Genomic DNA, 23,589 nt, shown 5'->3' with positions numbered 1-23,589 from the left:
CGAGCACAACTTGCCCGTGAATGGCTGGTCGATCGTCTACGTTTCAAGCGGTTTCTGGGTGAACTGATCAAGTAGTACTAACCACAAATCGCACCCCGCCAGACGCCCTCACGAATCGCCCCACACCGCGTACCCCCTAACCCAATGCGAACCCCAAAACCCGAGCGCATCCAGGGCGACGCCTGACAAGGAGATAGGGATGAAGCTGTAGCAGCGCTACCGCGAATCCCTATCGACGCCGTCAGCGTCGTCCTGGGGCGCTCGGCACCCCGACGCGAACCCCAAAACCCGAACGCATCCAGGGCGACGCCTGACAAGGAGATAGGGATGAAGCTGTAGCAGCGCTACCGCGAATCCCTATCGACGCCGTCAGCGTCGTCCTGGGGCGCTCGGCGATGTTGCCTGTGTAGTGGCATGTGCCTATACTCAGTATTACAGGCCCGAGCTCTGGCGTGGAGGCTATCGCCGGCAAGCCCGGGAGCCCTTTTCTGCGTGGCACCACTTCGCCCGCGCGGCAATCGCGGGAATGTTGGGGCGCCCCCCGGGCGTTCCTTCTTCTGACTTCGCCCCTGATGGCTTCACCTCCACGACTGAGCGACGGGACCATGACCTACGAGGAGTTTGAGTGGCACATCCTGCGCCTGGTCTATGAAGAAGGCATGGACAGGCTCCAGCCCTCCTACCTGGCCTACGCGCTCGGGCTGACCCATGAGCGGGTCACCGCCTTCTTAGAGCAGGCCACCCAGGCCGGGCTTGTCGAGATGGAGATCAAAAGCGACGGCCGCCTCGAATACACCATCCCCGGCGTCGACCACTCCCGAAGCCTCCCTCGCCCCATCTGGCGCGAGGAAGAGCAGGCCCGCGCCGAAGCCAGAGGCGAAGCACTCGGGCCCGAAGCGCAGCCCTCCCGGGCCGCCTCGGAGGCCGCCCGCGACCTGATGGCCCACGACCCCGACGCGCCGCAGGTCTCACCCGCACAGGCCTCGCCATCGCCGGCTCAGAAGACACAGCAAGAAGCCCAGGCCCGCGCCGAAAGCAGCCGCCTGGCCGTGGCCAGCCACCCGCTCTTGCCCGCCTCGCTGCGCGCCCACATCGAAGAGCGCTACAAACACACCGACGCCCAGCTGGTGCCCGTCTCCCAGACCGGCCTGCAACGCGACCAGCTCCCGGTCGTCGACCCCACCAGCCGCGCGATGGTCGCCGTCGACAACGACGCCCGCTTCCCTTTCCGCATCGAAGCCAGCGACGACACCTTCTGCGACCCCTCGCAGACCGTCTTCATGCGCCAGATGCGCGCCTACGGCGTCAAAGACGAAGAGGAGCTTCGCTTTCACGTCCAGCGCCTCTTCGAATCCTTCGGCTACCGGGTGGTGCAATCCGAGCACGAACGCCTGCGCTTTGAGCGCGGCTCGCTCACCTTCATCATCGCCATGGTGCCCCTCTTCGTGCTGGTGCTCCCGCTCTTTGTTTACCTTTTTCTCTATTGCATGGGTCGCTCCACCATCCATCAAGAACCGGTGGAGCTCGATGTTCAATTTCGCAAACGGGTCGTCGATGGCGAGCCGGTCTTTGATATCGACTTAACCTTTGTCGGTCTGCACGGCGTGGTCCTGGGCGCCGCCGACCAACGCGTTCTTAACCAGGAGATCGACACGCTGCGCGATGAACTGCGCTGGTCGCTCAGCGCCGGCTAACGCCGGCTGCTTTTGTTGTCTGCTTGTCTCGATCGCTAACGTGATACCGGCAGTCAACCGCATCGCTGCACTCGACCGGGGGGGAGGGGGTTCGACAGCGAGACTTCGTAAACTTCTTTCCCCACAGGTAGGTATGACAGACCTCTACGACTTTAGCACCGACGAGATGGTGGAACCCATTGAGCGCCTCTTTGAGCGCGAGTTCCCCTCAACCTTCGACCTCTTCAACGACGAGCCCAAACTGACCGACGAAGGCCCCCGAAGCGTGCCGATCGACGTGGTCTACGTGGCCGGTTCGGTGCAAAAGCTCCACGCCATCAAGCTGGCATCCTCCTACGACGACTGCCTCTTCGACGTCCGGACCGGTCTGCACGCCATGAGCCGCGCCACCGCCAACTACCGCTGGCTGGCGCTCCCCCTGGAGGCGCTTCGCGAAGGCGAAGCCGAATACAACGACATCCTCATCAAGACCGCCGGTGAGCGCGGCGTGGGCATCATCACCGTTCAGCCCCGCGGCCGTGGCCTCTCCGCCAAGATCGTCGTCAAGGCCGACTACGAAGAAGGCGATTTTCTGGATCATTATGAGGGCATGCGCGATCGTTACCGCTCCATCAAAGAGCGCGACGTGGCTGCTGAAGGCTTCCAGGTCGTCGACTACTACGGGCGCTGATCCTCACAGCTGTGCCCGGCCTCCTCGGCCCGAACCATGAGCACGACCCCTTCTACGAGCCCCCACCTGCGCTTTATGCGCGAGCTGGGGGCTCTTCTGCGCGCGCCCTACGCCCTGATCCACCTGGAGACCCACGAGGAGGAGCGCGCGCTCGATCTCATCGGCCGCCTGGCTGCCCGCGACCAGCGCCCGGTGCGCACCTGGTCGATCACCCGCGGCTTCAACGACCTCCCCGACTCCGAGGGGGCGGCCAGCCTGGCCGACGCTCTCGTTGAGGCTCAGCAGAGCGCCGAGCGCGGCGTCTTCATCTTCGTCGACGCCACTCCCCAGCTCGACTCCCCCCACCTGCGTCGCCTGCTGCGTGAGACCGAGCGCGCCTGCGCTCGCCAGGGCAAAACGCTGATCTTTATGGGCCCCGACCCCATCGAGCACCCCGAGTTCCAGAAAGATCTCACCCCCCTCTCGCTGCCCCTGCCCGACCGCGAGGGCATCAAAAAACAACTTCTGGCGGTCTTTCCCCCCGAGCACTTCCCCCACCTCGACGTCGGCGCGCTCACCGCCGGCGCTCTCGGCCTGACCCAGCGCGAGGCCCACCGCGCCTTTCACCGTGTGCGCCAACAACTTCTCGACGCTCGCCAGGCCGGCCAAGAGCTCGACCTCGAAGACGCCATCCTCCAGGAAAAACGCCGCCTGGTGGGCCGCAGCGAAGTCCTGGAATTCCATCCCCTGGACGCTGGCCTCGACAACGTCGGCGGCCTCGACGCCCTCAAAGACTGGCTGGTGGAGCGCCGCGCGGCCTTCGGCGACGAGGCCCGCGCCTACGGTCTACCCTCGCCAAAAGGTCTTTTGCTCCTCGGCGTGCAGGGCTGCGGCAAAAGCCTCACCGCCCGCGTTATCGGCCGCCACTGGGGCCTGCCGCTTTTGCGCCTGGACATGGGCCGCGTCTTCGACGGGCGCCGCTCCCCGGAAGAATCCCTGCGCTCCGCGCTCAAAACCTGCGACGCCCTGGCCCCCTGCGTGCTGTGGATCGATGAGATCGAAAAAGGCTTCGCCCAGGGCTCCGGCGACGACGGCCGCGCCAGCCGCGTGCTCGGAACCCTGCTCACCTGGCAGCAGGAGCGCCAGACCCCGGTCTTCGTCGTCGCCACCGCCAACAGCGTTGAGAGCCTCCCCCCCGAAATGCTCCGAAAAGGCCGCTTCGACGAGATCTTTTTCGTCGACCTTCCCCAGCCCCACGAGCGCCAGGAGATCTTGAGCATCCACCTCGCCAGACGACAGCGCGCTGTCGAGCCCGAGACCATCGCCGAGCTCGCCGAAATCTGCGAACACTTCTCCGGCGCCGAGCTCGAGCAGGTCGTCATCAGCGCCATGTACGCCGCCTTTGCAGACGGCCGCGACATCGACCGCGACGACCTCATCTACGCCGCCCGCGACACCGTCCCCCTCTACCGCACCTACGAAGAGAGCATCAAAGCCCTGCGCGAATGGGCCCATGAGCGCGCCCGCAAAGCCTCGCGCACCCGGCGCATGCTCGACTTCTTCAGCCCGGCGTGAATTCTCATCGCGAGAAATAGGTCCAACCCTCGCCACGGTTGCACCGATGCGCCCGCACAAGCCCCCGCGCATCCGACGCGCCAATCAGGCGCCGACGTTGACAGCATCTTGAGCACCGCAGTACCACCACGTAGAACCGCTGGTCCCGGCCCTGATGGGGTCCCACTTCTGAACTATGTAAGGTTGATGGCATGCGCCCTGCGCACTCCCAGAAGATCGTCTACGCCCTCTCCGCGCTCATCGCGCTGAGCCTCTTTGCGGCCGCCGCCCTGCTGCTCAGCGAGCGCGAGCACCTCAAGCCCCTGGCGCAGAGCGAACAGGAGAGCGCGTTTGCCGCCTTCCAGGCCGAGGCCACTCCCGACACTCCGGCGGAGACCTCCGAGCGGCCCGAACCCATCGCGCAGAACGACCTCCCTGAAGACTTCGACCCCGAAGCATGGGACGTCCTCGATCCCCTCCCCGAAGATCGTCAGGCCGAGGTCGAGTCCCCGGCGCCCCTGGAAGTTGGCCAGCAACGACGCCGGCTGCGCCCGGCCCACCTTACCGTCATCACCGACTTCTCCAAGGCCCAGGTCACCGTCAACGGCATGCCCTACCCGGCCTACTCCGAAGACGGCGAAAACGAAGGCATCGTCCTGCCCGCCGGCGGCCCTCACCGCGTGGTGGTCGACTACAGCGGCAACCAGCGCGTCTACGAGATCGCCCTTCGCCCCAACGAAGCGCGCATGCTCATGGTCGAGCTCACCAACTACAACGGCGCCCCGGTCGCCTCCAACAGCGCCGCCGCGCCTCCCAAGCCTCAAGAAAAACCCGAAGAGCCCGAAGCCGAAGACGGCCAGGGCCGCATCACCGTCTACTCGCGCCCCCGCGGCGCCGTGCTCGTCAACGGCTCCGACCGCGGCCAGCAGACCCCCGGCACCGTCGACGTCGAAGCCGGCCGCCACGAGGTCCAGGTCCGCTACGAAGACGGCGAAGTCAGCGAAAAGAAAGTCGTCCGCGTACGCGAAGGCTCCCGCATCAAGCTCTTCTTCCGCCAGTCCAACTGAGAAGTTGGCCCGACAACCGGCGCGGAAACCCCCACAAAAAACCCTTTAACATCAAAGGGTTAATACACACCCAAGGCGCGCTCCCGGGCGGGCATCACCTCCAGACAGGTGGTCCACCACCCGGTGAGGATCGTCTCCACAAAAGGTTCCGGCAGCTTCTCCTCGCGCATCAACGCCGCCAGGGCCTCGTGGTCGTAGGCCACCTCCCGAAACGCCACCCGCACCCCCTCGTCGTCGACTTCCACCAGCGCATAATCCACGCTGGTGCGCCCGTTATTGGCCGGCCGCCCGATCGCCCCCACATTGATCACCTGACGCCCTCCCTCAAGCTCCCGCTTCCAGGGGATGCCCGTATGCGTCACAAAGAGCACGTCGGCCTCATAGCTCTTGAGCAAATGCTCCAGAAACGCATCCGGGCACATCGACTCCCATAAAAACTCGTTGACCTGCCTCGGCGAGCCGTGCGCCATCAGCACGCGCTTGCCGGCCCAGTCGTGCCGAAACTCGGTGGGCAGATCGCGCAACCAGTCCTTATGCGCATCCGCCGTGTTCGCCAGGGTGTAGTCGTAGCTGATCTGCGCATAATAATTATCGCGCGGATCGGTGTACCCGCAGGCGCAATCCTCCAGGCGGTTGCCGATGGAGTGATCGTAGTTCCCCTGCATCACATAAAGATCCGGAACATCGCGCAGCAGCGGAAACACCCGGTCGGGCTGCGGCCCAAAGCCCCCCATATCGCCCAGGCAAAAAATCGCCTCACAGCCCAGCGCCCGCGCATCCCGCAGCGTGGCTTCCAGGCTCAAGAAGTTGTTATAAACCCCGCCAAACACCGCAAATCGCCTCAGGTCCGACACGTCACGCCCTCCACAAAACAGGTGTAGCAGGCCGGATGGTCGAGCTTGATCGGCCCCATCGCATCTTCGAGCGTATCGCCCATCCGCGCCCCCTCCTCCTCAATGAGGATCGGGCAGGGATAAACCCCCTTCGCCGTCACCATCCGACAGCTGGAGCATTGCAGACTCTGGCGCGCCTCCTCATCGAGCATCCCCTCCCTCAGGCGCTCAAAATCCTCGTACGCCCCGCCTCGTCGCTCCTCTCGCCCGATCTTAAAAGGCGCCAGAAATTTTAGACGGGGGCGAGTGATGCCCCGCTCCGCCAGAAGATCGAAAAAGCGCTGACGTCCCGCGCTCTCAGCGAGCTCGGCGTGGCAGGTGGTGACGGTGAACACCGGGTTGAGCCCCGCCTGATGCAGGCGCTGCGCCCCGCTTAAGATCTTCTCAAAGGTGTGGCGCCCGCGGATCGCGTCGTTCTCCTCCGGCGTCGTCCCGTCGAGCGAGACCCGCACATCGAAGTTGTAGCGCGAAGTCCTGAACACCTCGGCCAGCCACCCGGCCAGCTCCTCGTCGATGAGCACCCCGTTGGTGAGCACGCTCAGCGGCCCGTGCTCCAGCGTCAACGCAATCATCTCGCGAATCTGCGGGTGCATAAAAGGCTCCCCGCCGGTGAAGTAGAACTCCTTGACCCCCATCTCCGCCGCCGTCTCCACCGCGCGCCGCACCTCCTCGAGCTCCATAAAAGGGTGGCTCTCGTTTTTGGGGCCGCAGGAGATAAAACAATGCAGACAGGCCAGGTTACACACCGTCCCGGTGACCTGCAGCCAGAGCGTATCCAGGTGGCCAAGCTCCAGCTGCGGCGCGGGCCCCTCCGGGTTGCGGTCGATGGCCAGGTTCAAATCGATCATCAGATGGTCCTTCACTGCAGAAGACATCGTTGGCGAGGAAAAACGTTGCCTTCGCCCGGCCTGTTCCAAACTTACTGGAACCTACCGGGCAAAGAGCCGCCTCGTTCGCAAAGGTGAACGCCTCACAGGCGGCGCGCAAGGCCCCCGGGGTAATTTTCTTGGTGCAGCAGAAGGGGAACTCTATACTGAGGTGGCCGCAGGCCCGCCACGCCGGGCACGGTGCCGCTTTAAATTCGGCGATTTGACAGGGTATAAGCCCGGCTGCTAGCCGAGAGCGCCGCCCTCGACAACCTCGCCAACCGGGCAGGGACGCGCGGGGTACCTGGCGGAAGAACCTGGCACAGGGTAACGACGATCATGAACGATCTGCGCACGACGTTGACGCGCGCTCTTTTGATGAGCGCTCTTTTATGGGGAGTCCCCTCCGTCGCCTCGGCTCAGGAGGCGGCTGACACTGCTCCTGAAGCCCCGGAGCAGGTCGCCGACGACAGCGGCGAAGACGAGCGCCAGGAGGCCGCTCTGCGCGCCCTCAAACGCGCGCAGCAGGCCATCGACGAGGGCGACGACGCCAGCGACTCCGACGACGCGCAGCGCGAGGAGACGACCGAAGCGCTCACCGAAACGGGCAGCACACCCCCACGCCAACTCGTTGAAAACACGGCAGAATCCACCGAAGGCAACACCCCAGGCGTCACCGAAGATGACTCGCCCGCAGACGCCTCCGAGCTCGACGCAGCGGAGCCCGTCACCGCTCAGGCCGACCCTCTCGACGAGCCCGAACCTCAGGACGACTACGGCGACTCCGCCGAGGAAGACGCCGCTATCTTCGGCGCCTACGACGAGCCCGAAGAGAGCCCCGAGGCCGATGCGATCGTCGACGCGGAGGTCCCCGCCGACCTTATCGAAGACGCCATCCTCGACGCCGAACTGGCCGCACAGGCCCCGGCCGATGCCGGCGCGTTAAACGAAGAACTCGCCACCGACGCGCAGATCGAGCCCGGCGTCGGCCTCGACGCCGACCAGACCGCGCGCCTGCGCGACTTCTTCGCCCGCATCACCGACGAAGACGAGACCAGCTGGCCCAGGCCCGCCGCGCTGCGCAGCCTGCAGGCCGTCTCCAGCCGCCTCCTCGGCGTGGGGGGCGACTACCTGGTGCTCACCCCCTATGTCGCCGATCCGCGCTGGCCCCAGGCCATGCAGCTCCTCGTCGAAGACGAGTGCGACGACGCCCTGACCCTGGCCACCGACATCCTCGGACCGCCCGAGCTGCACGCCGACGGCGAGCCGGCGGTGCGCTACGCTTTTGCCCGGATTCAGATGTGCGCCGACGCCCGCGCTCAAGGGCTCGCCACCATGCGCCAGCTCGCCGAGCTCCCCACCGCCGTCGGTGAGCTCGCCCGCCGCGCGCTGGGCCGCTCCCGCCAGCAGGCCGTCGAAGACGAGGCGATGGCCCTCTCCTCCCACATCCGCCAGGCCGAGCGACGTGCCAACGATGGCGAGGTCGACCAGGCCCTGCGCGATCTTTACGAGCTCCGCCAGGAGCTCAAACAATCCTGGGATCAGTACCAGGTACGCCGCGCCGAGGCCCGCATCCTTGAGCGGGCCGAGCGCCCCCTGGAGGCCGCCCAGGTCTGGCTGGGCATCTACCGCATGACCCGCTCCTGGCGCAGCAGCGACCGCATCGCCGGCGACGTCGAAGACGCCATGCGCCGCCTCGATGTCGCCATCCCCTTTGGCGACCGCATCGACCGCATGCGCGAGCTCATCGCCCGCGGCCGCTACCGCCACGCCCACCAGGTCTCCCGCGAAAACGCCCGGCTCCGCAACGTCTCCGGCTCCGAGATCCGCGGCTGGACCCGCTACCGCGAAGCCCTGCAAAACGAGCGCGAGCGCAAACGCGAAAAAGCCCTTCAGGAGTTCGCCGAGGCCGAACGTCTGGTGCGCGACCCGGCCATCCGCCCACGCCTCTACTTCGGCTGGGCCCGCGCGCTACGCCGCATGGATCGCGACAGCGAAGCCATCGCCCTCTACCAGCGCCTCTGCCACGAATACCCCACAAACGCCCTCTGCCCCGAAGCCCTCTATGAGGCCGGGCGCCTCTACCAGTTCAAGAACAAACACGAAGAGGCCCGCGCCCACTTCTTTGATCTGGTAGGCCTGCACCCCTTTAGCAGCCACGTGCCCGACGCCCTCTGGCGCACAGCCCTCAGCGCCTACCTGCAAGAAGACTACGACGCGGCCATCCCCCCCCTCCTCGACCTGGTCAACCACTACGGCCATATCAAAGACGAGTCCGAGCTCACCCTGGGGCTCAAAGCCCGCTACTGGCTCGGCGTCAACCACCTCAAAGCCGGCCGCACCGACCAGGCCCGCCACTGGCTCCAAAACACCATCGATTCCGGCCCGCTGACCTGGTACGGCCGCCTGGCTGTCGCGCGCCTGGAGCAGCACGAGCTTCCCGCCCACGTGCGCCTGCCCACCATCAACCTCAACGCCGAAGAGATCGCCAACTTCGCCACCCTGCGCCTTCCCCATAACCCGCGCCTGGAAGTCGGCGCCGAGCTTGTGCGCCTCTCCCTCTACAAAGACGCCCTGGCCGAAGTTCGCCGCCAGCAGGCCGTGCACCCCATCCCCGAAGGCACCGTGCAACTTCGCGCCGGCCTTCACCTGGCCGTCGACGAGCCCAACTGGGCCCACTGGATCATGAAGTCGGTCATCGACGAGCGCGGCCCCTCGCTGCGCAACATCCGCGACTGGGGCTTTGCCTTCCCCGTCAACTACATGGAGCTCGCCCACAAATACGGCGACGCCTACGGCGTCTCCCCCTTCCTGGTCCAGGCCATCATCCGCCAGGAGAGCGGCTTCCGCCCCACCGTCAAAAGCTACGCCGGCGCCATGGGCCTGATGCAGCTGATGCCCGGCACCGCCCGCTACACCTCTCGCACCTTCCTCGAAGAAGGCTCCGTCTCCTCCCGACAGATCCTCAACCCCGACACCAACGTGCGCCTGGGCACCATGTACATCCGCATCCACATCGCCCACGCCCACGACCGCCCCGCCCTGGCCCTGGCCGGCTACAACGCCGGCCCCGCCCCCCTGCGCTCCTGGATGGACCGCTTCGGCGACCGCGAAGTCGACGCCTGGGTCGAGTCCATCACCTACCAGGAAGCCCGCGGCTACGTGCGCAAGGTCATGACCAGCTTCATCACCTACCAGGGCCTCTACGGCGACGGCACCCTCCCCGACATCCCCCTGGAGATGCCCGAAGATCTCCGCCCCTGGGGCAAGATCCCGGAAGTGGAAGCCGCAGCCAGCGAACCCGTCTCGATGCTTTTGGTCTTTTAAGTCGGTTTTCAACGCGAACTAAAAAACCCGAGCGCATCCTGAACCGACGCCGGAACCAACGACTTCGTGAACTAAAAAACCCGAGCGCATCCAGGGCGAACCAGTCTCAATGCTTTTGGTTTTTTAAGTCGGTTTTCTACGCGAACTAAAAGACCCGAGCGCATCCAGGGCAAAGTCCAGCGAGGAGCAAGGACGAAGCTGTAGCAGCGCTACTGCGAGGACGCAGCGACGATGCTGGCTTTGTCCTAGGGCGCTCGGCACGCTCGGCGATGCTGGATTTGTCGCAACGCATTAAGCTAAGGTTTGCAGCCATTCATTACCGTGAAGCGTCTTCATAGGAGAAAGCTGTGCCCGCGATGTTCCGACTCTTACTTGTTTTGCTCCTCTCCTGCGGCCTGGCCGCCTGCGCCGACGGCGACACCGTCGACCCGGCCGACACCGACCCCATCCGCCCCCAGCCCGACACCGGCCCTGACAAGGACGCCGACGAAGACGTCGATCCTCAGGAAGACACCGATCCTGAAGAGGACACCGACCCCGATCCCCAGGAAGATACCGACCCGGATCCTGAAGAAGACGCCGATCCGGACCCCGAGGAAGACACCGGCCCCGATCCCGACTGCTGCACCATCGGCGACACCCTCTGCGACGGCGATGACGCCGAGATCGTCTGCACCGATGACGGCAACGGCTGTGGTCAGTGGAGCGAGCCGCAAGTCTGCGGCGGCGGGGCCGCCTGCGTCGACGACGCCTGCGAAGTCTGCATCGACGAAGACGAAGATGGCTATGGCGAGGGCTGCGCGATGGGCCCGGACTGCAACGACGCCGACAGCAGCATTTACCCCGGCGCTCCCGAGCTCTGCGACGGCATCGACAACGACTGCGACACGATCGCCGACAACGGCTTCAACGTCGGCGAAGCCTGCAGCGTGGGCCTGGGTGCCTGCGAAGGTTTTGGCCAACTTGAATGCCGTTTCGACGGCACCGGCACCTTCTGTGACGCCCTGCCCCAGTCGAGCTCCGCAGAAGTCTGCGACGGCGAAGACAACGACTGCGACGGCGCCACCGATGAAGATGACGTCTGCGGTGGCAACGATCCCGACCCGGATCCCGATCCCACCGACTGCACCAACGACAGCTACGGCACCACCAACGCCAGCAGCCTCAACGGCGTCGAGTTCTTCTCGGGCGACTTTGAAGAGATGACGCTCTGCCCGGGCGAAGGCTACGACTGGTTCTACCTGGGGAACCTCACCGTCGGCGATCGCGTCACGGCCGAACTGGTCTACAACCCCGCCACCTCCACGATCAACATGGCGCTCTGGGCGGGTACCCGCGTCATCGCTTACGGCCAGGGCTCCAACGGCCTGCGCGAGCTCGACCGCACCCTGACCTCCGCCGACATTCAGGACGCCGACGAGCGCATCACCATCCAGGTCTACTACAGCGGTAGCTCCTCCCTGCCGGTCAGCGGCATCGACTACCTCATTGAGAACGTCTCGCCCTGAGGCGTCTTCTCACAGACCTGACTTCGCGCAGGGCGCTCTAAGTCCCCCCGACTCAGAGCGCCTTGCGCGGCGGCATCATCAGGTTGGCCACCAGCAAGCCGGCCACGAGCGAGGCGGCCACCAGCGTCATCAAAAACGCCGTCTCCATCCCCCCCACCACGTCGTTCTCCAGCAGGCGAGACACGCTGCGAAAACCCACACTCCCGGGCACCAGCAGCAAGATCCCGGGCACCATCACGATCGACGCCGGCCGCTCAAAGAAGCGCGCAAACGCGTTGCTCGCCACCCCGACCACCAGCGCCGCGATAAAGACGCCCACCTCCGGCCCCAGCCACAACGCCCCCTGACGGGTGCCGCCGTAGGCCAGCGCGGCCGCGCACAGAATCCAGCCCACATCGCTAAAACGCGCGCGCAGCAGCACCGTAAACGCCACCGACGCCACCACCAGCGCCACCGCCTCCACCCCGAAGCTCATCCCCAGCGAGGTAAGCTGCGGCGGCTCCCCGAAGAGCATCGCGGCCAAGCGCAGCCCCACCGCCACCCCGAAGGCCATCTCCAACAATATCATCAACGCCAGGGTCAGCCTCGCCGCACCCGCCGCCAGGTTGCGCGTGGCCAGCTCGGTGAGCGCGGTCGTCAGCGTCAGCCCAGGCAAGAGCACGATCAGCCCGGCGACCATCGGGATGAACACCGACGCCCCATCAAAGGCCACCGCCAGCGCCCCCGACGCAAACGAGGCGATAAACGCGCTGAGCGCCACAAAGATCCGGTTCACCGTGGCAAACTTCACCGCCACCAACGACAAAAGCCCGATCCCCAACCCGGCCACCGCCGAGATCCACATCTCGCGCAGCGCCCCCCCGAAGATGATGCCCGCCGCGCCCGATGAGAGCACATAACAGACCGTCATCAGCCAGGGCGGATAGCGCTCCGGCGCCCGCTCCACCTCCTCGATCAGCGCCAGCCCCTTAGCCGTGCTCAACTCGCCAGCGAGCACCCGGGTGACGATCTCATCGACATCGGCCATCTGCCCCAGGTTGACCTCCCCGGGCTCCACGCGCACCAGAAAGGATCGCTGATCGCCCAGCGGCCCGAACGCCGCCATGATCGAGGTCGGCGTCGAGAAAAAATGCGCCTCCAACCCGAAGCGGCACGCCATCCCCGAGAGCACCTCCTCTAAGCGGTGGGCCGGCGTGCCGTACTGATGCAACGCGCGTCCGACACGCAGCACAAACTCCACCGCCTTATTGTCGATCTTCGGCTGCGCGCTCTCACTGGAGCGCCGCCGACGCGGCACACCGAGCACACGGCGGATCGTGCCTTCAGGCTGATTCGTGCTCATGAACTTGCTCCTCTGGCGCTCCTGACGCACCTTGATCGCAACAGCTTCCGGGGCATCTTCTGCGCCCCGCGTACTTCACCTTCACACAGCGGCCTCGCTGCCGCCGCCTTCGGCCCCGCTCCCTTACCCGAGTCGCCCCCATGGAACAACGCCTGCGTCAAACACTCGCTGATTTCTTCGATCCTCAAGTCGCAGAGCGCGCTCGCCTCGACAACCTGGGCGGCCACGCCTCGCTGCGCATCTACTGGCGCGTCCACCTTCCCGAAGATCTCCCCGAGACCCGCGTCTACCCCCGCGGCGAACTCACCCTGATGGCGATGGTGCTCCCCGAGGGCGTCGATGCGATGGGCAGCGACGAGGGCGGATCCTCGGCCGACGCTGTGCCCACCGAGCTCCCCTTTGTCAACGTGCAGCGCTACCTGGCCAACATCGGCCTGCCGGTGCCCGCCATCGATCATATCGACATGGCCCGCGGCGTGCTGCTGCTCGAAGACCTCGGCGATGAGATGTTCGAGCACGCCGTACTCGCCGCAACCTCGCCAGCCTCGGTCGAGGCGCTCTACCGCCAGGCCATTGAACTTCTCGTCGATCTGCAGGTGCGCGTGGAGGCTGAGCGCAAAAGCCCCCGCTACGAGACGGTGGCCTTCGGCCGCGCCTTCGACGCGGAGCTTTTGCGCTGGGAGCTCGATCATTACCGCGAGTGGGGCCTCGACAACCACTACGGCCCCGACGCCCTTGGCGAGCATCGCGACCCGCTCAACCAGCTCTTCGACCGCCTCACCGCCGAGCTCACCGAGCTCCCCACCACGCTGGTGCTGCGCGACTACCAGTCCCGCAACATCATGCGCAAACAGGACACCTGGATCCTCATCGACTTCCAGGACGCGCTCATCGGCCCGGTGATCTACGACCTGGTGGCCCTCTTGCGCGACTCCTACATCGCGCTTCACGCCGAGCAGGTCGCCCGCCTCCTCGACCACTACATCGAGGTCGGCCAACAACGCGGACTTGGCTGGTGCGAGGACGCCGCGCTGATGCGCCGCGCCTTCTACCTGCAGACCGTCCAGCGCAAACTCAAAGACGCCGGCCGCTTCATCTTTATCGACAAGGTCAAGCATAACCCGAGCTTCCTTGACTACTACGAGCCCTCTATCGGATACGTGCGCCAGGCGCTGCGCGCGCTTGACGGCTACCATGGCCTCGACACACTGCTCGCTGCCGTCGACCCGGCCTTCGGGGAGGCCTGAACAACGCGCCGCACGCGATCTTCCCGGCGCTTGAGCATCATCGCCAGACCGGCGCGTCTCTGCGCGAGCCGACCTCGACGAAGTTGGCTCCCCGCGCCCCTCTCAGCCCTTTTTGTGTTTTCTCTTTTTTGATCCGACGAGCCCCACCATGAGCCAGATCTCCACCAAACCCGCCAGCGGCATGCGCGACTTCCTCCCGCGGGAGGCCGCGCTGCGAAAACGCGTCTTCGCGCTGATCGAAGAGGTCTACCAGAGCTACGGCTTCCAGCCCCTGGAGACCCCGACGATGGAGAACCTCTCCACGCTCATGGGCAAGTACGGTGAGGAGGGCGACCAGCTCCTCTTCAAGGTGATGAAGCGCGGCAACAAGCTGCAAAAAGCCCTCAAAAAAGACGCCCCCACCGAGGTGGACCTGGCCGATATGGGGCTTCGCTACGACCTGACCGTGCCGCTGGCGCGCATCGTGGCGCAGTACCAGAACGAGCTCCCCCGCTACTTCAAACGCTTCCAGATCGCGCCGGTCTGGCGCGCCGACCGCCCCCAGCGCGGGCGCTTTCGCGAGTTTTACCAGTGTGATGTCGACGTCATCGGCTCCACCTCCATGACGGTCGAAGTCGAGGTCGCCTCGGCCATCTGCGAGGTGCTGGAGCGCCTGGAGTTCAAGAACTTCCGCATTCACCTCAACCACCGCCTGCTCCTCAACGCCATGATGGAGGCCGCCGGCGTGGCCGCCGATCTGCAGAACGACGCGCTGGTCGCCATCGACAAGCTCGACAAGATCGGCCTCGACGGCGTCAAAAAAGAGCTGGCCGAGCGCGGCATCAGCGAGGATTCGACCGCCACGCTCCTCCCCCTGCTCGGGCTGGCCGAGGAGGTCGAGGGCAATGAGGCGCTGCTCACCGCGCTGGCCGACCGGGTCGGCGAGCTGGAGAGCGGCAAAAAAGCCCTCTCGGAGCTGGGCGATCTTCTGCGTTTTGCGGCCACCACCCCGGCCGCCCCCTACCTGAAGATCGACCCCTACCTCGCCAGGGGCCTCTCCTATTACACTGGCCCCATCTTCGAGATCCGCAGCGACGACTTCTCCGGGAGCCTCGGCGGCGGCGGCCGCTACGACGGCCTCATCGGCATGTTCACCCGCCAGAGCCTGCCGGCCTGCGGGTTTTCCCTGGGCCTGGAGCGCGTGCTCATGCTCCTGGCCGAGCGCGACGCCCTTGCCGAACCCGCCCCCGACGTCGACGTGCTCGTCACCCTGTGGCGCGACGACTTTACTCCCAACAGCCTTCGCCTTGCCGGCGAGCTGCGGGCGGCGGGGCTGCGCGTCGATCTTTATCCGGATGCGGATAAGTACGGAAAACAGTTCAAATACGCCGACGAGCGCAACGTCCCCTTCGTGGCTATTCTTGCCGAAAACGAGCTTGAGCAGGGCATCGTCTCCATCAAAGACATGAAGCGCGGCGACCAGGCCGAAGTCCCCCGGACCGAGGTTGCCGACTGGATCAAGGCTCGCCAGGCCTGAGTTTTTCAATGCTTTTTGTCCGACCGAGAGACGGACGAAGTTCAGTGTTTATGCGGGTCAACCGCGAATCTGACGATCTTCCAGGAGCGGGCTATGAGCGAGAAAAGCGACGCGAACATCGACGCAGAAACCACTGCCGAAAGCTCAGCAACGCACGCTCCTCTGAAGATCGACTACGCCCCGCACTGGGGGCTGGACTCCGGCGTCATTCACCTCAACCACGGCTCATTTGGCGCCTGCCCCCGGCGCGTGCTGCATGCCCAGGACGCGCTCCGCCGCCAGCTTGAGGCCAACCCGGTGCGTTTTGTCGGCCGCGAGCTCCCCGGGTTGATGGCCCACGCCCGCGCCGAGCTGGCGAACTTCGTAGGCGCCGACGCGCCCAACCTCGTCTTCGTGCCCAACACCACCACCGGGGTCAACGCCGTGCTGGGCTCGCTCGATCTTCAGCCGGGCGATGAGATCTTGGTCACAAGCCAGGGCTACGGCCCCTGCACCCTGGCCGCGCGCACCATCGCCGCGCAAAAGGGCGCGCGCGTCATCAGCGCCGAGCTCCCCTTCCACCCCACCTCGGCCGACGCCCTGCACGACGCGCTTATTGCCGCCGTGACGCAAAAAACCCGCATTGCCCTCTTCGACCACGTCACAAGCCCCACCGCGCTGATCTTGCCGGCCGCGCGCATCGCCAAAAGCCTGCGCGAGCGCGGCGTGCTCAGCCTCATCGACGGCGCGCACGCCCCGGGCATGATCCCGCTCGATCTCAACACCATCGGCGCCGACTTCTACGTGGGCAACTGCCATAAATGGCTCTGCAGCCCCCGCGGCGCAGCCTTTTTGCACGTCACCCCCGAGCACCAGGCCACCACGCGCCCCCCCGTCTTCAGCCACGCCGCGGGCATGGCCGACGACGACCCGCAACGCTTCCAGGCCGAGTTTGGCTGGATGGGCACCTACGACGTGACCTCGTATTTGAGCGTACCGGCGGCCATCGACTTTCTGCGCGCGCTCGTCCCAGGCGGCTGGCCCGCGCTGATGGCCCGGAACCGCCGCATGGCGCTGGTGGGCCGCGACCTCGTCTGCGAGGTGCTCGGCATCGTTCCGCCCGCCCCCGACGATCTTCTGGGCTCGATGGCCGCCCTGCCCCTTCCCGATCGCAGCGGCCCGCCCATCAACTTCCCCCTGGAGGTCGACCCCCTGCAGCAGGCCCTCTTTGAGCAGGCCGGCATCGAGATCGCCGTGATGACCTGGCCCGCCCACCCCCACCGCCTGCTGCGTTTAAGCTGCCAGCTCTACACCACCGAAAACGATCTTCAGACCCTGGCCGACGCCCTGGCATCTCTGATCTGAACCTTTGTCAGCACGCAGCCCTGCCTTACACTTTTTAGGCAAACGCGCACCGGCCTCCTCCTTTTTCGGCACAGACATGAGCGACAACAACGACAACGTAAGCGCCGGCCAGATCCTCTGGGACGTGCTCAAGATCGTCATGCTCGTCATCGGCGGGCTGATGCTCATTGCCCTCTTGATGCGCGCGTTTCGCTTCGTGCTCGCCATCGGCGTGCTCGCGTTTTTGAGCTGGGGCGTCTACCGCCTGCTCAAACGCATCTTCGGCACCCGCGAGCTCCCCGCCCCCGAGTCGCAGCTGCGCCTGGGCACCGACACCGACATCGATCCCCTGGAAGAAAAGTTCCGAGAGCTGGAGCTGGAAGAGGCCCGCATCGACGCCGAGATCGAGCGCGCCGAGCGGGAAAACTGACGCCTCACACCCGAGGCGCAACCCCTTGATTTCATTCAACAATCAGCGCAACGCAACGCGTTCAGGCGACGCTTACTCCGCCGCGTCATCTGCCGGTTCGTCGACCTGTTCGTCAGCCTGTTCGTCAGCAAGGGCGGCCTCGTCGGCAACCTCCCCTTCCGTCGCCTCTTCAGCCTCAGCCGCCTCATTGGCCTCGGCCGCCTCTTCAGCGTCGGCCGCCGCGCTGGCCTCAGCCGCCGGCCAGGGCTCCTGACGCTCCACGATCTCGCCGACCTGCGTCTCCACATCGGGGCTTCCCACGGGCATGCCGCGCTCCACCGCCTCGCCATCGGCCAGGTAGTTTTCAAAATAAAGGGGCAGGCTCTCGGCGATCGGCACCTCCGGGCTGTTCTGCAGGTGCACATGAAGGTGCGGGGTGTAGGTGCGCCCGGAGTTGCCGCACTCCGCCACCTGCTGGCCGGCCTCCACCACGTCACCGCCGGAGACCTTGAGCGAGCCCCGCTTCAAATGCGCCAGAAAGAGGTATTCGCCCTCGGCCACGCGCAGGATCACGTGGTTGCCCAGCACACTCACCGGATCAAACTCGCCAGGGATCTGATCGACCTCCGAGCCCACCGCCCGCACCACCTCACCGGCCGCCGGCGCGTACACCGGCGCCCCGAAGCAATGATGCTGCTCCAGCTTGGAGCCATCCCCCTCAAAGCGGCTGCCATCGACGAGCGGCGCAAAATCATAGCCCCAGCGCATCATCGCGGTGGTGGCGTGGTAGTTCGTCTCCCGCTCCTGACCGCCGGCCAGCGTCACCCAGCGCCCGTTGAAGGGAAGCTCAAAGCGCACCGCCGTGGCGTAATCTTCGGTGGAGACCGGCGCCGACATCACCGGGCGGTTGCCCAGCATCCCCACCACCAGCAACGCCCCGAACCCGATGGTGCGCGTGCGGCGGATCACCGGCGGCTGAAATAGCGTGCGCAACAAACCCCAGAAGGCCATCGGCAGGGTCAACATCCCGAGCATCGGGATGATCGTGGCGTGCGCCACAACGCTGGGTTTGCCCAACTTCAAGAGCGCCACGCCGTAGGTCACGAGCATCAGCACCGCCAGCGCGATGGCGATCTTCGCCCACATCTCAAAACGATCCTCCTCGGGCTTTATCTTGTTGAAAATGCCGCGAGGTTTGGGTCCCTGATCCTCGTGTTCGTTCTCGTGCTGCATAGCTTGCATCCGGGGTGACGCGGTGGCGTTTTTGATAACGTCGTGAGCGCCTGAGTCGACCGGCGCCTGCGCCCGCCAAACAAGCACCGGCACGCCGGGGCGTCAAGCCCAAGCCAACCTCTGCGACACCTTGCCCGCCTCCCCGCTCCCCCCCCACACGCCCTACCACATCAAGGTGAAGCGCCATCCCCCCACCTGGTTGTGCCTCTGCCCGCCTGCTGTTATCGTTGCGCCGTCTGTCTTAAGAGCTCCGGATGTCGCCCTGTGGCGCTGCCCTTGTACTCGCTACCCGACCGACCTCCCTCATGAAAATACCGCGCTAGCAAGCGAGCCAGATCGCATGCCTATCTGCCCTAAATGCCGTGAGAAAAACCCGGCCCTCGGCGCCAAATGCCCCCGCGACGGCTTCTATTACGTCTACGAGAGCGCCCTCGAAGACGCCGAGACCGATCCGCGCATCGGCACGCTGGCCGCCGAAAAATACGTGATCCTGGGGCTCATCAGCGAAGGCGGCATGGGCGCGGTCTACCGCGCGCTGCAACTTCCGGTGGAGCGCGAGGTCGCCCTCAAGGTGCTGCGCACCGAGCTGCAGGACTCCAACAAAGGCCGCGAGCGCTTTATCCAGGAAGCCCGCGCCATCTCGCGCCTCTCCCACCCCAACATCATTACGCTGCATGACTTCGGGTTTGAGCGCGAGACCCACCCCTACATGGTCATGGAGTTCGCGCCCGGCGTGGAGCTGACCCGCTGGATGTGGGGCCGCAACATGACGGCCGAGCGTCTGCTGCACGTCGGCCGCCAGATCCTCTCGGCGCTGGCCGAAGCGCATCGCCGCGACATCGTGCACCGCGATCTCAAGCCCGAAAACGTCATCATCACCACCACCGGGCACGATGGCGACTTCCCCAAGCTCCTCGACTTCGGCATCGCTCGCCTCATCAACGAGGGCTCCACCCGCGGGCTCACCCGCGAGGGCGAGGTCTTTGGTACGCCGCATTATATGAGTCCGGAGCAGGCGCAGGGCAAACGCGAGATCGGCCCCCAGGCCGACGTCTACGCCATGGGCGTGATGTTCTACGAGCTCTTCACTGGCGAGCCGCCTTTTGACGCCGAGGCCCCCCTCTCGGTGCTCTTTATGCACATCAACGATCCGATGCCCACGCTCATCCCCCGCGCGGGTATCAAGGCCCCCGAGTGGCTCGACGGCTTCATCGCCCAGGCCACCCGGAAAGATCCCGCCGCGCGTTATCAAAACGCCGGCGAGATGCTCACGGCGCTGGACAGGTTGATGTCTGGAGAGGCCCCGGAGGCGCGCGCCGCCGAAGTCGCCCCCACCGCAGAAGAGCGCGCCGCGGCCAGCGCCCCCACCGATCCCCTCATCGCCGCGCCACCGACCAGCCCCGTGGCCGACACCGATCCCGATCCCCAGGGATCGTCGCCGCAGGCGGGCCCGGCCATCGACGACCCGATGGTCGCCGCGTTCGAAAACACGCCCACCGACCCGGATGCTCCGCCGGCCGCACACGCCAGCGCAAACACGGTCTTTCTCGGCGACGACCTTCAGGAAGATGGCGCCGCGCCTCAGCGTCGCGGCCTTTACGCCGGGCTGGCGATCCTCATTCTGCTCCTGCTCGTGGGCGGCGTCGTGATGATGAACCGCTCCACCACCCCGACCACCGACGCGCCGGTGGCCGTCGCCGAGCCCTCCTCGCCAGCAGAAGCCAACCTCGAAGCAGCGCCGACCGAAGCGCCCGAAGTTCCAGAAGTTTTGGCAGAAGAGGCGCCCGAAGCCCCGGCTGAGGAGGTCGACGTCGTCGAAACCGCCCCCGAAGCCCCGACCGAGGTCGAGGCGCCGGCGGAAGAGCCCCCGGTCGAGACGGCCCGCGCCAAACCCGAGCCCGAAGAAGCCCCGGCCGAGCCGCCCCCCACACGCCAGCGTGAGACCACCGCCGAGCGCGAGGCCGACCAACCCGACGAGGCCGGCGAAGACGACGAGGGCCCCACCAAATTTGGTAGTCCCGACAGCGTCCCCCGCAAGTTTGGACGGCCGCCCACCTCCACCAACTAAAGAATCACGCTGCGACGGCCGCTCCCCTTTTTTATTATGAATCGGCAACGGATCGGTTATGAATCGACACCCCTGAAATGGCCGCTTTCCCCGATGGACCTCTGACCCCGTGGTAACGATGCCTGTGTTGAAGTTAACGTCCCACTCCGCTCTCTCCGGCCGCCGCCTGCTGGCGCTGTTGATCTCCGCGAGCCTCCTGGCCACCCCGACGATGGCCTTTGCCCAGGACGACTCCCGCGCGCGCGCCACCCAGTTCTACGAGCAGGCCAGCGAGGCCTACAGCCAGGGCCATTTTGCCCGCGCCATCGACCTGCTCGAGCGCGCCTTCGCCCACGATCAGAACCTGGTCTACAAGTACAACCAGATCCTGGCCTACCAGGGCCTTGGCGAGTACGAGGAGGCCCTGCGCATCCTCGACATCTACGCCGAGCCCATGGAGAGCGACGGGCGTTTTGACGACATTATGGAGATCCGCGCCCAGCTCGAAGAGGCCATCGCCGAAAAGGATGCGACGGTGGCGAAGCCCCCCCATGATGGCGAAAACACAGAGGAATCGTCGACCGAAGCGCCGGCGATTGAGGCGCCCCCGGAGGTCGAAGAACCTCAGCCCAACATCCTGGCCTGGTCGCTCATCGGCGCCGGCGGTGTGGCCCTGGCGGGCGGCGCGCTTTTTGGAAGCGGGGTGTTGATCGGGGATACGATCGAGCGCATCGATACCAGTCAAACACGCGATGGCTATTTTGATGTTTATGGTGATGGAGAATTCACCCGAGAAGATGACCTGAACACCGTGAAAACCCACGGCGGGATCACCATAGGTCTCCTTGTCGGAGGAGCTGCTCTCGGCATTGCCGGCACCACCCTGCTTGTTCTGGACCAGAGCACCGATCGCGATGATAGCGCCACGTTGAGCATCTCCCCGGCCGCTGGCCCGGGATTTGCGGGAGCCAGTCTCCGTGGTCAATTCTAAGCAGTACTTGAGGGAGGGAATCCTGATGAATCGATTTGCACTCGTATCATTTGCACTGCTTTCGACCACGGCAACCGGCTGTATTTTCGGGGTGGATACCTCTCCCCTCTGTGATGACAGTGAGCCGAATTGCGAGAACGGTGTCTGGGTTTTTGATACGGATAATGATGATACGGATGCAGGGGACGTGGGGGATGTAGACGACGCCGGCGATACCGACACCTCTCCCGACCCCGACACCGACCTCCCCCCCGACCTCACCCTGGAGCTCACCGGCGGCGAGGAGAGTCCCTATGTCATCGACGAGGCCACGGGCGTTGTGAGCTTCGAGGCGGCCTGCGCCCCCGATGGCTGCACCCTGGACGTGTGCACCCTGAGCTTTGAGGGCGGCGAGGCCGTGGAGCTTGAGAGCTGCACGGAGACCATTGAACTCACCACCGCCGAGCTCAACGCCGAGGGCAGCTGGACGCTCACCGTCAACGCCTCCCTCGACGAGCAGACTGAGAGCGCCTCATCGACCTTCGATGTGCGCTACGCCTTCGACGCGGGCATTGAAGGGCTGACGCCGGGCCCGCAAACCTTCAGCCACCCGCCCGAACTCACCAGCTTCTGCACCCGCGAGGACTGCGAGCTCACCATCTCCTGCACCGACGCCGAGGGTGGCGAGCTGGCATGCGAGGATCTGGCCTTCCCCGAGGGCGAAGCCATCGTCAACATCGCCCTGACCGCCTGCGCCGCCGAACTGGAGCCGGCGCATTGCCTGCCCGCGCAAGACTACAACTTCACCTTCGAGCCCCCCACCTGGACGCAGGTCGCCACCGGCGCGGCCCACTCCTGCGGCATCCTCGACGACGGCACACTCTGGTGCTGGGGCAACAACGGCAGCGGTCGCCTGGGCGACGGATCCAGTACCCAGCGCGACCAGCCCACGCGAGTGGCCGGTGATGGCGTGTGGATCGCAGTGAGCGCGGGCGGGCAGCATACCTGTGGGATTAAGGAAGATGGGAGTTTGTGGTGTTGGGGCTCCAACATCCGCGGACAAGTTAACTTCGGTTCCAATGCCGAATCATCTTACGATTCCCCCCTTCTTCTTGATGACAATGACGTCTGGAATCATGTTGCTGCGGGCAATGAGCACACCTGCGCCATTACTGAAGATAACGCCCTTTATTGTTGGGGAGATAGTGCCAGCGGACAACTCGGCCCCGACCCCGTCACAAACGGACGAACGCAGGTCGAAATCGACGACGGCGGCACCCCCATCAACACCTTCGTGGCCGTCGCCGCCGGCAATGCGCATACCTGCGCGGTGACGGCGGTGGGGGCGAATGGGTGGTGTTGGGGGAGTTTTTCGAGTGGGCAACTTAATGGTATTTCTTCGGGCGACAGCTCACCTCGGATGATTAATCCAACTCTATCCGATCCGGACAACACTACTCTTACAGTAGCCGCAGGCGGCGCGCACTCTTGTGCGACGGTCAATGCGAATGGTCAAATACGCACTTATTGCTGGGGCGATTTCACATTCAATCAACTTGGTCATACCGATGATTCATACCCTGGCCAACCCACAAACCTTAGCAACACTCAACATATTACAGCGGGGAGCCAACATACTTGCGCCATTGCTGATGAGATTGCTTACTGCTGGGGCGATAACATTCGAGGTCAACTCGGGCATTCAGATTCCTCAACATCAACACCTACTCCAGTGAGTGAGTTTGAATCAGATTGGACCGACATCGCCGCAGGCACCGAACACACCTGCGGCATCTCCGCCAACACCATGTATTGTTGGGGTCTTAACGCGACTGGAAGACTTGGCAACCCCGCCGCCGGTGGTGCCACCCCCACCCCCATCGCCTGGCCCTACACCCCTTAAACTCGGACTCTGGCCAACACGTCCGATCTAAAAACACCCCA

At 65.2% G+C, this 23,589-nt stretch carries 17 protein-coding genes; 13 read left to right on the top strand and 4 right to left on the bottom strand.

The window, feature by feature from the left end; translation table 11 throughout:
• The first annotated feature begins 605 nt into the window (after positions 1–605).
• The 4 genes from FRC98_RS20620 (at position 606) to FRC98_RS20605 (ending at position 4,964) form a co-directional block, all read left to right on the top strand.
• Complete coding sequence (locus tag FRC98_RS20620; RefSeq protein ID WP_146983474.1) at positions 606–1,694, top strand: hypothetical protein; 1,089 nt, start codon at positions 606–608, stop codon at positions 1,692–1,694.
• Positions 1,695–1,827: 133 nt separating this feature from the next.
• On the top strand, positions 1,828–2,364 hold the full coding sequence (locus tag FRC98_RS20615) for a hypothetical protein (RefSeq protein ID WP_146983473.1): 537 nt from the start codon (positions 1,828–1,830) through the stop codon (positions 2,362–2,364).
• A gap of 36 nt (positions 2,365–2,400) precedes the next feature.
• Complete coding sequence (locus FRC98_RS20610; protein ID WP_146983472.1) at positions 2,401–3,918, top strand: Ycf46 family AAA ATPase; 1,518 nt, start codon at positions 2,401–2,403, stop codon at positions 3,916–3,918.
• 191 nt (positions 3,919–4,109) lie between these two features.
• Positions 4,110–4,964, top strand: a complete 855-nt coding sequence (locus FRC98_RS20605) for a PEGA domain-containing protein (RefSeq protein WP_146983471.1) — start codon at positions 4,110–4,112, stop codon at positions 4,962–4,964.
• 59 nt (positions 4,965–5,023) lie between these two features.
• Here FRC98_RS20605 and FRC98_RS20600 read toward each other — a convergent pair whose 3' ends face one another.
• Positions 5,024–5,818: a metallophosphoesterase family protein gene (locus tag FRC98_RS20600; RefSeq protein ID WP_230467867.1), complete on the bottom strand. Its 795-nt coding sequence runs from the start codon at positions 5,816–5,818 to the stop codon at positions 5,024–5,026.
• On the bottom strand, positions 5,806–6,705 hold the full coding sequence (locus tag FRC98_RS20595) for a radical SAM protein (RefSeq protein ID WP_230467866.1): 900 nt from the start codon (positions 6,703–6,705) through the stop codon (positions 5,806–5,808). The genes FRC98_RS20600 and FRC98_RS20595 overlap by 13 nt, the downstream gene beginning before the upstream one ends.
• A gap of 357 nt (positions 6,706–7,062) precedes the next feature.
• Between FRC98_RS20595 and FRC98_RS20590 the strand changes: the two genes are divergently transcribed.
• Together FRC98_RS20590 and FRC98_RS20585 are read left to right on the top strand one after the other, a co-directional pair.
• A complete protein-coding gene (locus FRC98_RS20590; RefSeq protein WP_146983469.1) occupies positions 7,063–10,050 on the top strand; it encodes a transglycosylase SLT domain-containing protein in 2,988 nt (995 codons plus the stop codon).
• 356 nt (positions 10,051–10,406) lie between these two features.
• On the top strand, positions 10,407–11,558 hold the full coding sequence (locus FRC98_RS20585; protein WP_230467868.1) for a MopE-related protein: 1,152 nt from the start codon (positions 10,407–10,409) through the stop codon (positions 11,556–11,558).
• A gap of 52 nt (positions 11,559–11,610) precedes the next feature.
• Here the strand turns inward: FRC98_RS20585 and FRC98_RS20580 are convergent, their stop codons facing one another.
• A complete protein-coding gene (locus tag FRC98_RS20580) occupies positions 11,611–12,900 on the bottom strand; it encodes a threonine/serine exporter family protein (protein ID WP_146983467.1) in 1,290 nt (429 codons plus the stop codon).
• A gap of 140 nt (positions 12,901–13,040) precedes the next feature.
• On the opposite strand from FRC98_RS20580, the gene FRC98_RS20575 reads away from it, so the two are divergent.
• The 4 genes from FRC98_RS20575 to FRC98_RS20560 all read left to right on the top strand — a co-directional run bounded on the left by FRC98_RS20575 (position 13,041) and on the right by FRC98_RS20560 (position 17,416).
• Complete coding sequence (locus tag FRC98_RS20575; RefSeq protein ID WP_146983466.1) at positions 13,041–14,147, top strand: aminoglycoside phosphotransferase family protein; 1,107 nt, start codon at positions 13,041–13,043, stop codon at positions 14,145–14,147.
• A gap of 148 nt (positions 14,148–14,295) precedes the next feature.
• Complete coding sequence (gene hisS, locus FRC98_RS20570) at positions 14,296–15,663, top strand: histidine--tRNA ligase (RefSeq protein WP_146983465.1); 1,368 nt, start codon at positions 14,296–14,298, stop codon at positions 15,661–15,663.
• Positions 15,664–15,756: 93 nt separating this feature from the next.
• A complete protein-coding gene (locus FRC98_RS20565; protein ID WP_146983464.1) occupies positions 15,757–17,007 on the top strand; it encodes an aminotransferase class V-fold PLP-dependent enzyme in 1,251 nt (416 codons plus the stop codon).
• Positions 17,008–17,083: 76 nt separating this feature from the next.
• Positions 17,084–17,416: a hypothetical protein gene (locus FRC98_RS20560; RefSeq protein ID WP_146983463.1), complete on the top strand. Its 333-nt coding sequence runs from the start codon at positions 17,084–17,086 to the stop codon at positions 17,414–17,416.
• A 72-nt stretch (positions 17,417–17,488) separates the two neighbouring features.
• Here FRC98_RS20560 and FRC98_RS20555 read toward each other — a convergent pair whose 3' ends face one another.
• Positions 17,489–18,628 (bottom strand): M23 family metallopeptidase, encoded by a 1,140-nt coding sequence (locus FRC98_RS20555; RefSeq protein ID WP_230467865.1) that lies wholly within the window; start codon positions 18,626–18,628, stop codon positions 17,489–17,491.
• A gap of 340 nt (positions 18,629–18,968) precedes the next feature.
• Here FRC98_RS20555 and FRC98_RS20550 point away from each other — a divergent pair, with 340 nt between their 5' ends.
• The 3 genes from FRC98_RS20550 to FRC98_RS20540 all read left to right on the top strand — a co-directional run bounded on the left by FRC98_RS20550 (position 18,969) and on the right by FRC98_RS20540 (position 23,548).
• Positions 18,969–20,696, top strand: a complete 1,728-nt coding sequence (locus tag FRC98_RS20550; RefSeq protein WP_146983461.1) for a serine/threonine protein kinase — start codon at positions 18,969–18,971, stop codon at positions 20,694–20,696.
• Positions 20,697–20,823: 127 nt separating this feature from the next.
• Positions 20,824–21,666 (top strand): tetratricopeptide repeat protein, encoded by an 843-nt coding sequence (locus FRC98_RS20545; RefSeq protein ID WP_146983460.1) that lies wholly within the window; start codon positions 20,824–20,826, stop codon positions 21,664–21,666.
• A 187-nt stretch (positions 21,667–21,853) separates the two neighbouring features.
• Positions 21,854–23,548, top strand: a complete 1,695-nt coding sequence (locus FRC98_RS20540; protein WP_230467864.1) for an RCC1 domain-containing protein — start codon at positions 21,854–21,856, stop codon at positions 23,546–23,548.
• Positions 23,549–23,589 lie beyond the last annotated feature (41 nt).

The sequence above is a fragment of the Lujinxingia vulgaris genome, assembly GCF_007997015.1.
GTDB classification, from domain to species: domain Bacteria; phylum Myxococcota_A; class Bradymonadia; order Bradymonadales; family Bradymonadaceae; genus Lujinxingia; species Lujinxingia vulgaris.
This window is presented reverse-complemented; position numbering and strand designations above follow the sequence as displayed.